The organism is Nostoc sp. (assembly GCF_036919595.1).
Lineage (GTDB): Bacteria > Cyanobacteriota > Cyanobacteriia > Cyanobacteriales > Nostocaceae > Nostoc.
Map to the genome: position 1 here is coordinate 1 of NZ_JBALCO010000088.1, position 9,930 is coordinate 9,930.

Consider the following 9,930-nt stretch of genomic DNA (forward strand, 5'->3'; position numbering starts at 1 on the left):
ATCGAATCATCATTCAATTTACTACAACTTGGGGTGGGAGAGGCTGCCAACGGCAGCTTCTCCCACCCCTTAACAATGATTATCATTTTTGTTATTTGTATATTTTATTTTCTGGAAGTCCCTTAAAAGACGGGGCTTGTACCCAGGAGGTTGTTGGGGCTATTTTTTCCCTACTCCCGACTCCCGACTCCCTACTCCCGCCCCAACGGGGCTTGGTCACATTTAGCAATACTTGGAAATTTCTTTTTGACAATTGCATAAATTTTCAATCAACCTCTGATAGATAGACATCTAAGCTTTACTTGACGGACTAAAATGCATACTGCTATATCTGCTATGAGCATGAATAATTCTTTTTTATTGCCATGTGTGCGGCATCAAGAACAGTCTATTGAAGAGAGTAACCTAGAATATAATCATGATGCCAATCAGTCAGAAGTACAGTCTGATGCTTTGCGTCTCGCTCAACAACACAGTGACTTAATTGCTAATTATGTAAATCCTGACGAAACTATCGTCGGATTTGGGTACGGAGGTAGTGAATCGATGACACTGTTTATAGAAAAACCCGGTAGTGAAAAATTTGTCCGTAAAGTGTTAAGTGAACGTCTAATTACCCCCAAATGGGGGCGGGAAGGTAGTGATGTAATGTTGCCTCCTTGTGCGAAAGCCAAGAGTCAGACTCAATATCTGATGAATCTGCCGGACTCAGTTAAACATCTTTTTCCACAAGTATTGAATGTAATTCAGCGTGAACAAACAGTAACAGATGATGGATTTACAGTCTATGAATATATCTACGACATGACTTTTATTCCTGGCATAGAAGTTAGCCAGTTCGTCAGAAAATATAATCCCTCCAAGGAAATTGTAGCCGCACTTTATTGTGTAATTTTCCGGCTGCTGAATGAAAAAATCCACAGTCAGCGTCGGCGCAAAATGTCACGGACTACTTTGGAGCAATCATATTTCAGCAAAATTGAAAAGCGTCTTGCTCTTGCCAAAGAAACGGCACCGGAAACTTTTAGCGATAGCCTGCTCAAAGCCGAAGAAATTATGATTAACGGCAAGAGAATGCGTAACCTACCTCGTCTGCTTAGAGAATTTCGTGAGAATTCATATTATCATGAGATTCTTGAGCCGAAATTCCACTCTCTGGTTATGGGCGATACTAATACGGAGAATATCAAAATTGGCAATATCGAGCCATTGTTGAAACATTATGACAACTTCTCTGTCACCAATCCTCCATTTACTGCTGAAGAGCTAGAAATTCGTTTTCTCGATCCGCGTGCTATTGGATTTTATGAGAACAGGGTCGATACTGGTGCAGACGATGCAATGTATGACAACAAGCCCTGGCATAATAGTCTAGGCAACTATGACAAGATTCACGGTGAGCATTTTGATATTGCCTACCAACAACATAGAAATATACCCCATATTTTCCTTGCCTTCCATGAAGACAACCCGTATGAAAATTCATACCACGGTATTGAAAAACACTTCTGCGAAGTCATGACTGCTGCTTGGAAGTTGGACAATCCAGATTCTGATATTAATCAGAACGATCCTAACTGGCTTGTACGTTTTGCTTTCCTTATGGGTACTCATTTTACGGCGATGCCGCCTTTCCACTTCAATAGGGGTAATGATGGTGTGTTGAGCGACGATGCACAGCACCAAAGACGGCCGTTGGCAATTTACGTGGAGGGAATCAAGTGGCTAAATCTAACTCTGGATATGCTCGAAGGCAAGATTGATGAATTCTACGGCATCTCTGTTCCAAATTACCGAAGTTATACTAGTGCAATGGCTGGCTAAAGTGTATTTTACGACTTATGTGAGTTAGAGGCTGAAAAAGCACAGTTTCGTTCATAAGGCTAGATTTGACGATGAAAGCGGAGGCTAAAACCTTTCATATCGCTGGGGAAGTTTTAATTCACATAAGGCGTATTTTGCGGGATAAATTACGCAACAGAAGGACATTTTCAATGATTAAGCAGAAACCGCAAAAAGAAAATTGGCTGGCCCATTCCTCGGCACTTGCCCCAGAAAGCAGCCAGATAATTAATCGACATCAGGGTCTTAAAATGCTGCTCAAAGAACGAAGGATTTTTCCTACTCCTTGGCACTGGTGCGTTCATGGCTTGGGTCTTGGGCAGGAAGTTATCGGTTTTGACCCAAAGAAATCAGATCGGTTGCTCGAAATAAGTCTGGCACTGTTTCAAAAAACTAAGAGTGATTATCACGCATTTATACATCATTTGTTACATGGTATTGTTGCCAAATGCAATACTTTATCAACAAGTGATTGCAATGCTCAACAGCGCGCCCATGAGCAATTCGCAACTGCCATCAAGCATCTACCAACCGAAATCTGGCATCATGCCCGCGCTATCGCTCTGTTGACAGAGAGCCTCGTCAAGCTCGGTCAGATTGAAACTTATCGAGATGACGTTCATAAACATTTAGAGATGGCATTCCAGGAAGTGGCGGTGCTGGATGTGGCCAGTGACAAGCTGCGCTATGAAAAGCTACAACTTTTTGCCAATCTCCTGTTGGCAGCAGGGCAAGCAGGCTTTTCCAACTTGCTAGGAGCGCGGCAGCAAAACGGTGATACCTATGTAGATACAGCATTGCAATTGGCTACAACAATCTCTGATGTATTTTATCGTGGTAGAGGTTCAGCAGTTATTTTTTCCGTCTTGGCAATTATTGGTTACGGAGAGCAAGTATGTAGCGAACAACAAAATCATCTTCAGACGCTTTTAGATATTTTAGATTCAGAGTTAAGCCACTCATCAACACGATCTGGGGACGGCGTTCATGAAGGAGTGGATTACTATATATTTCCTCTGTCACTGCTCTTGAATGCAATTGCTCTGTTGGAGCGTCCAGATTATCTAACTTATAAAAGAGACTGGGTACAGCAAACAGTATCGTTTTTTCATTTGCTCTCACCTGCTTCCCAGGCTTCCCAAATCACCTTCTTTATTTATGCATTAGATAATCTTGGAGTGCTTGATGTGTATGTACCTGATGTAGTCACGTTCTTTTATGAATGTATGACAGTATATCTAAAATCAACAGATGGCTCTGGAGTTGATGATTATTTACGCTGTACTTACCTGATTCATCTAGCTTATCAGTTAGGACGGACTGATATCCTTGATCCGCGCGTTTGGTCAATCTTGTTGGATAGTGCAACACAAACACCCGGTTCTCAACGTTATCTGGAAAGCACTTATGGTTCCAGTTACATGATTGCGGCATATGCATTATCTGCATTTGATAGAGCAAGTCAATTGGATGAGTTGTTTAGCGAACGACTGAGCCTACCTGATGCAATCAGTCGTTTTAAGGATGATCCTAAATCTACGGAAATACATTCACCGAAAACTGCGTTTGCGCTAATTGAAACAGGCTTGAGAATGCGCCCTATCGAGTCTTGTGACACGCCACTTTTCAGTAATATCTAGGAGAAAAATGTTAGTAAATGTTAAGAAAAGTTCCGTAATCAATGCACCGATTGAACGAGTATGGGAAAAAATACGGGACTTTAATAGCTTGCCTGATTGGTATCCGTCTGTAATTGACAGCCATATAGAAAATGGTGAGCCTAGCAATAAAATAGGATGTATTCGTAGTTTTAATCGTGAAGATGGGCTAACCATACGAGAGCAATTACAGCGAATCGACGACCAAGAACATATATGTACCTATTCTCTCCTAGAGCCTGATAAACCAATGGAAGACTACGTTTGTACTATAAGGCTGTTGCAAATAACAGACGGTAATCGCACTTATATCGAATGGCTAGCGGACTTTAAATGCTTACCTGAAGAAGAACCCAAATTGGGTGAGAATCTAGAAAAGGTATTCCAAGTTGGTTTTGATGCCTTGAAAAAAATTTTCAGTAGCTAAGTACAAGTTCCCACAAAAAAGAGTCGAAAATGAATGGTACAACCAGAGTTTTTCAGGGCGTAATTTTCGATTCGGTTGAAATGGTGAAAGGTATTTTACAATACTATTTTTTGGTGTTCGCAGAAGTTTTCGTCCTACTGAACTTACAACTGGAGTTAATAAGTCTTTACAATAAAAATTTAAAAATATAGTAATATATTGATACTTGAGGGTTTGTTACCTAAAAGGATGAGTGAAAATATAGCTATTTTTAAAATTTTTAATACCTTACATTTTGCAAATAATCAGGGAAAAGTGGCTAAGTACATGTAATTATTGTATTTAATTAATGTTAACTCCGATAACTATTTTTTATTAAGTTTTTGTAAACTTATAGGTATAAATAAACTCTACTCCAGGTTATTTCATTATCTCAAAAAAGAAAGATAGATAGTATCTTTACATAAAGTCGAAAACATATTGATTCTACATTCTAACATAAGGAAAAAAATGGTAGTTTTAGTAACAGGTGCAACTGGGAAAATAGGTAGTGAATTAGTCAAACAACTCGCCCATGCAGGTACGCAGGTGCGAGCGCTTGTCCATAGTCCTGACAAAGCTGAAACAATCAAGGGATCGAATGTTGATATAGTGATTGGTGATCTTGCTAAACCAGAAATACTTGAAGCCGCTGTAGAGGGTGTTGAACGGGTCTTCTCTCTTGTTCCTTCAACGCCGAATTTAGTAGAATTGGAAACCAACCTTTTGAATGCTATAAAACTCACTAGTGTTCAACATATTGTTAAATTATCTGCCATACAAGCAACTGAAAATTCACCTGCTTCCTTATTCAGAGACCACTGGTTGGGAGAGCAGCGTTTCCAAGAATCTGGCATTCCATTTACACTGCTGCGTCCCAATGCTTTCAACCAGAATTTGCTAGTCTTTGCACAGAGTATAAAATCTGAAAATACCTTTTCTGCTCCTTTGAAGGATACAAAGGTGGGTTTTATAGATACTCGTGATATTGCGCTCGTAGCAGCTAAAGTGTTAACGGAGAATGGTCATGAGGGTAAAACATACACCATTACAGGATCAGAGTTACTTTCCTACCAAGAGGTTGCCGAAAAGCTTTCTGCTATACTTGACAAAAAGATTACTTATGTCGATGTGACTTTAGAAGACTTCAACAATACTTTATTGAGTTGGGGTATTCCAGATGTGTTTGCCAAAAGGTTGGTTGAAGCTTGGGGACTAATTGGTGATGGTAAATACAGTTTTGTAACACATACATTTTATGAGATAACAAACAATCAACCAAGATCATTTGACCAATTTTTATATGACTATGCTCATGTTTTCAAAAATAACTAAAAAACCTATATTCCAACAAAACCAAGTTCACATTTAATGACGCAATTTCTTATCAGATCAAGCGCGTTTTAAATATACTTACCATAAATAGCAAGGATTTAAGCTATTGATTAATACAGTTGTTTCACAAATATCCTTGTCCAATAAATGGTAAAAAACTGTGTGCGGTTATCTTGCATTATTCAGAAAGATTACACATCATGAGCGAAGAAATAATTATAAATCGTCAGCTTGGAAAAACAGAGCATGTAATATGGCTGGTTGACCAAATCTTTCCATTTAATGGAGTGGTTGGTGCAACTATCACAGGAACACTTTCTATTCCGCAGTTAATTGAAGCTCTAGCTCAAATTCAACAGCGACACCCATTGTTAAGGGTTAGTATTGACATTAATCAAGAAGAACAACCGTGCTTTATTTCCGATAACTCTTCTAAAATACCTTTGCAAGTAGTTATGCGGCAAAGCGAGAATGACTGGTGTCAAGTAGCTGCTGAAGAACTCGCTAAACCTTTCAAATGGAATAAAAGCCCGCTGATACGTGCGGTGTTACTTCACTCATTCCATGTCTCCGACTTAATGTTCACTTTCCATCACAGCATCGGTGACGGGTTATCAGTAGTTTATCTTATTGAAGAAGTATTACAACAGATAAATAGTCCTAATACAAGGCTACAGCCCTTGCCTTTCTACCCTCCTTATGAGGAATTAGTTCCTCATCTTCCTCAAGGAAGTAATAAAGATTCTTTAATGCAAGAATCAGAAAATTACAAAATTCCCAACTCTAATTTGCTCATTGAATTAAATGAAAAAAATCCCTCCTTAGATTGGCAAGTTGGGTTGTTAAGTTGGAAACTCTCATCACACGAAACTTCTCAACTAATCTTACGTTGTCGAGAAGAACAAACTAGTCTACATGGAGTTATTTGTGCTGCATTTTTTATATCGATATCAGAAGAGATAGCTTTAGAAAAAGAAACTTTTATTAAGTGTTTCTCACCTTGTAATCTTCGACAGTACCTTAAAGCATCAATAGAAAAAGATTTTGGACTTTATCTTGCTTTAATATTAACTACTGAGCAAGTTAAAGATTTAGACAATTTTTGGGAAGCAGCTAGAAAGATTAAATTTGAAATTAACCAAGCAATCTCACAAGGAAAAATATTTGGTGGTATACCAGGGATTGAACAATTTTTAGCTAACAAACCAGACCCTATAGCAATGCGCCAATATTTAATAGAAAAAGTACCTACACAAATATTTGTGAGCAATTTAGGCGATCTAAAAATTTCATCACAATTTGGTTCATTCCAGTTACAAAATCTCTATATAACGGGACCTGGACTAACGTTTGAACCATTTTTTATTGGGGCAGTAACAATTAATGGAATAATGTGCATAACATTGCGTTATTTAAAATCAATCATTACACCAGATGTCGCTGAGAGAATTAGTTTAAGAGCAATGCAACAAATACGTAAAGCTTTTGCTTGAAGGACAACTCAGATATTGCACCTAGCTGGATAAACACGTAAGAGGGTGTTTGAAAAGTCGGCCAGGTTGTAAAAAGCTCTCTCACTATACGCAGAATGCGCTTTATCAGCTTAAAATTCCTTTGGAGGATAAATTGATGTTGAAAAAAATTTTGTTCGTCGTTACAGCAGCAGTATGTATTACTTCAGGAATCACGGAAGCAGTACAGGCAGCACAAATTGAGATACTAGCTAGTGGTCTTAATAATCCACGGGGTTTAACCTTTGGACCAGACGGCGATCTTTACGTTGCAGAGGCGGGTACAGGGGGTCTCTCAAATAGATGTGTTCCCTCACCTAGTCAGATCGGCGCGACACTATGTTATGGCGCGACAGGTGCTGTGACACGCATTCATAACGGTATAAGCAAACGTGTAGTTACAGGTCTTCCATCGATAGGATTATCCAGTGGTAATGGTAGCTACGGCCCTCATGACATAAAATTCGATCCGGCTACTGGAAAAGCTTATGTTCTTGTTGGTTTTGCTTCTGACGCAAGAAACCGCGATAATATAATAGGCAATAAGAATATCGGCTCTCTCCTCGCAATTAATAGTTTTGACGGAAGCTCTTCTTGGACAAAGATTACCGATCTACTGCGGTTTGAAATCACAAATGATCCCGATCGTCACGGACTTATTAGCAACCCGTATTCCTTCACAATTAAAGATAATACTGCTTATGTTGTTGATTCAGGTGCTAACGACTTTTCAAATGTAGCGCTTGATACTGGCGCTGTGAGTTTGCAGACTGTATTTCCTATTCGCACTGTGACTAATCCATCGAATGGTCAAAATAGTTCAATACAATCAGTACCTATAGCTGTTACAGTCGGTCCAGATGGAGCCTTATATGTAGCCGAATTCACAGGGTATCCTTATCCAAGCAATGAATCGCGTATCTATCGAATTGTTCCGGGACAACAGCCAGTAGTCTATGCTACTGGCTTTACACAGATAATTGACATAGCCTTTGATGCTGCTGGCAATCTGGATGTCCTACAATATGGTGATGAAACATTACCGAGCAACGCGAATACTGTTCTTCAAAGTTCTGGTGTTCTTATCCGCGTAGCTCCTGATGGTACTCGCCAAGATATTGTCCGTGGTGGTGGTGCCCTAGTCTCTCCCAACAGCCTTGCAATTGGGCCTGATAATGCTATTTATGTCACAAACTACGGTACATCTGCCGGGAAAGGGCAAGTCATTCGTATTACTGACAATGTCGTTGCACACTGAGGTTAAGGTAAATCAGGAATCTAACACCCTCAAGTGACCTAAAACCGTTGCTTATTAGTGCCATTTGCCCAAGTTTTTAAGCAGATATCGTGGAATTCTGTACATCACTACTAGCGAAAATTAGAAATAAACATGAATATTTACCGAAAACTAGCATTTATCAGTGCAGGTCTTACCCTAAGCTTCGTAGCCGCTCAACCTCAACCAGCACTAGCTTTTGATTTTGCTTTAAAAGGGACTTTAAGCCCAACAGATGCTGTACCTTATACAGACTTCATTGGAACTTACTCCATTCCTTCTTTAACGTCTGAATTTCAATTAATCACCACCTATGAACTGACGTTTACTGGCGGCAATGGAGTAACTCCCATAACTGTATCTAATCTTACAGCACGTCCTGGTGATGATAGTTTTTACGTAGCACCTGTCCAAGATGTGCCCAACACGTTTGATATTTTGTTTCAGCAAGAACTTCCAGGATTCGGTTTGGGGGGATTGATTTTTTCAGGTACCCCTTCTAATGGCACTTTTATCAATACAGATGGTTCTTTTGGTGATTCATTTTTTAATTATGGCTCATTATATGCTAACAACGTGGAGTACGTAACCTCAGCCCAGAGTACGGCTGTCCCAGAGCCAACCCAGATTCCAGGCTTACTCCTTTTTCTGGGTTTAGGTTGGCTGATGAATCAAAAGATGAATAAGAAGAGTAATCGTATTATATTAGGGACTTCCAGGGAATAAATTACTCAACAAAAATCAAGAGTCCAGCAGTGAAGAAAGTTATGATAGTTACAGGCGGTAGCCGCGGCATTGGTGCGGCGACTGCTATTCTCGCTGCTGAGCGAGGTTATGATGTTTGCGTCAATTATCTTCGCAATCAAGGGGCTGCAAATAGCGTTGTCAGTTCTATCGAACAGCGTGGAGGTAGAGCGATCGCAGTCGCTGGTGACGTAGCTTCAGAGACTGACGTTATCCATCTCTTTAACAAGGTAGATGAGCAATTAGGCAGCATCATAGCTCTAGTTAACAACGCTGGATTTCTAGAGCCGCAAATGAGGCTTGAGAGCATGGATGCTGCTCGTTTAAACCGAGTCTTTGCGGCAAATATCACAGGAAGCTTTTTGTGTGCCAGAGAAGCGGTTAAACGAATGTCTACCTTACATGGCGGTGCTGGAGGAGCGATCGTTAACGTCTCATCGGGGGCTTCTCGTCTTGGCTCTCCCGGCGAATATATAGACTATGCTGCTTCTAAAGGAGCGATCAACACGATGACGATTGGACTAGCGAAGGAAGTTGCCAACGAAGGTATTCGGGTGAACGCTGTCTGTCCAGGTGTTATTTACACTGATATCCATGCCAGTGGGGGTGAGCCGAATCGTATTGATCGAGTCAAAGCGTTTATCCCGATGAAGCGAGGGGGACAAGTGATTGAGGTAGCCCAAGCAATTTTGTGGTTATTGTCAGATGAGGCTTCATGCACAACAGGTTCATTTCTTGATGTTACCGGAGGTATATAACCGCAGGGCTTTGTTCCATAAAACGTTTGGTATCCCCCACGTTGTTTAGTTTCAATTTCTCCACAGTCCTGATAACGGCGCAACAAGTTTCGGACAAATGATAAGCTCATTTTGAATCTTTGAGCCAACTGGTTTTGGGAGCCTTCGTTAGCAACATACGCTGCGATCACGCGACGACGCAAATCCCCTGAATAAGATACTGACATAAAATGAAACAAGCACTATCTCTTCACATTACCGTACTTTGTGGTTCAATTACCTGAAAATTGGTAACTGCCTAGCTAGTAGTAATAGAGGAAAGGAAAACAGAGACATTACCTTCTAAAGCATCAGTAATAACTTCGAGGAGATTAAGACCATG

At 40.2% G+C, this 9,930-nt stretch carries 8 protein-coding genes; all 8 read left to right on the top strand.

The genetic code is table 11. The annotated features are described in order from the left end of the window. The first annotated feature begins 360 nt into the window (after positions 1 to 360). The 8 genes from V7K21_RS12765 (at position 361) to V7K21_RS12800 (ending at position 9,569) form a co-directional block, all read left to right on the top strand. The gene (locus tag V7K21_RS12765; RefSeq protein WP_335174718.1) at positions 361 to 1,824 is read left to right on the top strand and encodes a hypothetical protein; all 1,464 of its coding nucleotides are present in this window, start codon (positions 361 to 363) and stop codon (positions 1,822 to 1,824) included. Between the two features lie 170 nt (positions 1,825 to 1,994). Further along, positions 1,995 to 3,482 carry a hypothetical protein gene (locus tag V7K21_RS12770; protein WP_335174720.1) on the top strand — a complete coding sequence of 496 codons (1,488 nt, stop codon included), beginning with the start codon at positions 1,995 to 1,997 and terminating at the stop codon, positions 3,480 to 3,482. Positions 3,483 to 3,489: 7 nt separating this feature from the next. After that, positions 3,490 to 3,927, top strand: a complete 438-nt coding sequence (locus V7K21_RS12775) for an SRPBCC family protein (RefSeq protein WP_335174722.1) — start codon at positions 3,490 to 3,492, stop codon at positions 3,925 to 3,927. Between the two features lie 489 nt (positions 3,928 to 4,416). Further along, on the top strand, positions 4,417 to 5,280 hold the full coding sequence (locus V7K21_RS12780; protein ID WP_335174724.1) for an SDR family oxidoreductase: 864 nt from the start codon (positions 4,417 to 4,419) through the stop codon (positions 5,278 to 5,280). 200 nt (positions 5,281 to 5,480) lie between these two features. Further along, positions 5,481 to 6,773: a condensation domain-containing protein gene (locus V7K21_RS12785; protein WP_335174726.1), complete on the top strand. Its 1,293-nt coding sequence runs from the start codon at positions 5,481 to 5,483 to the stop codon at positions 6,771 to 6,773. Between the two features lie 136 nt (positions 6,774 to 6,909). Beyond that, positions 6,910 to 8,049 (top strand): ScyD/ScyE family protein, encoded by a 1,140-nt coding sequence (locus V7K21_RS12790; RefSeq protein ID WP_335174729.1) that lies wholly within the window; start codon positions 6,910 to 6,912, stop codon positions 8,047 to 8,049. A gap of 132 nt (positions 8,050 to 8,181) precedes the next feature. Beyond that, on the top strand, positions 8,182 to 8,793 hold the full coding sequence (locus V7K21_RS12795) for a hypothetical protein (protein WP_335174731.1): 612 nt from the start codon (positions 8,182 to 8,184) through the stop codon (positions 8,791 to 8,793). A 29-nt stretch (positions 8,794 to 8,822) separates the two neighbouring features. Further along, positions 8,823 to 9,569, top strand: coding sequence for an SDR family oxidoreductase (locus V7K21_RS12800; RefSeq protein ID WP_335174733.1), 747 nt, complete (start codon positions 8,823 to 8,825; stop codon positions 9,567 to 9,569). Positions 9,570 to 9,930: the final 361 nt, after the last annotated feature.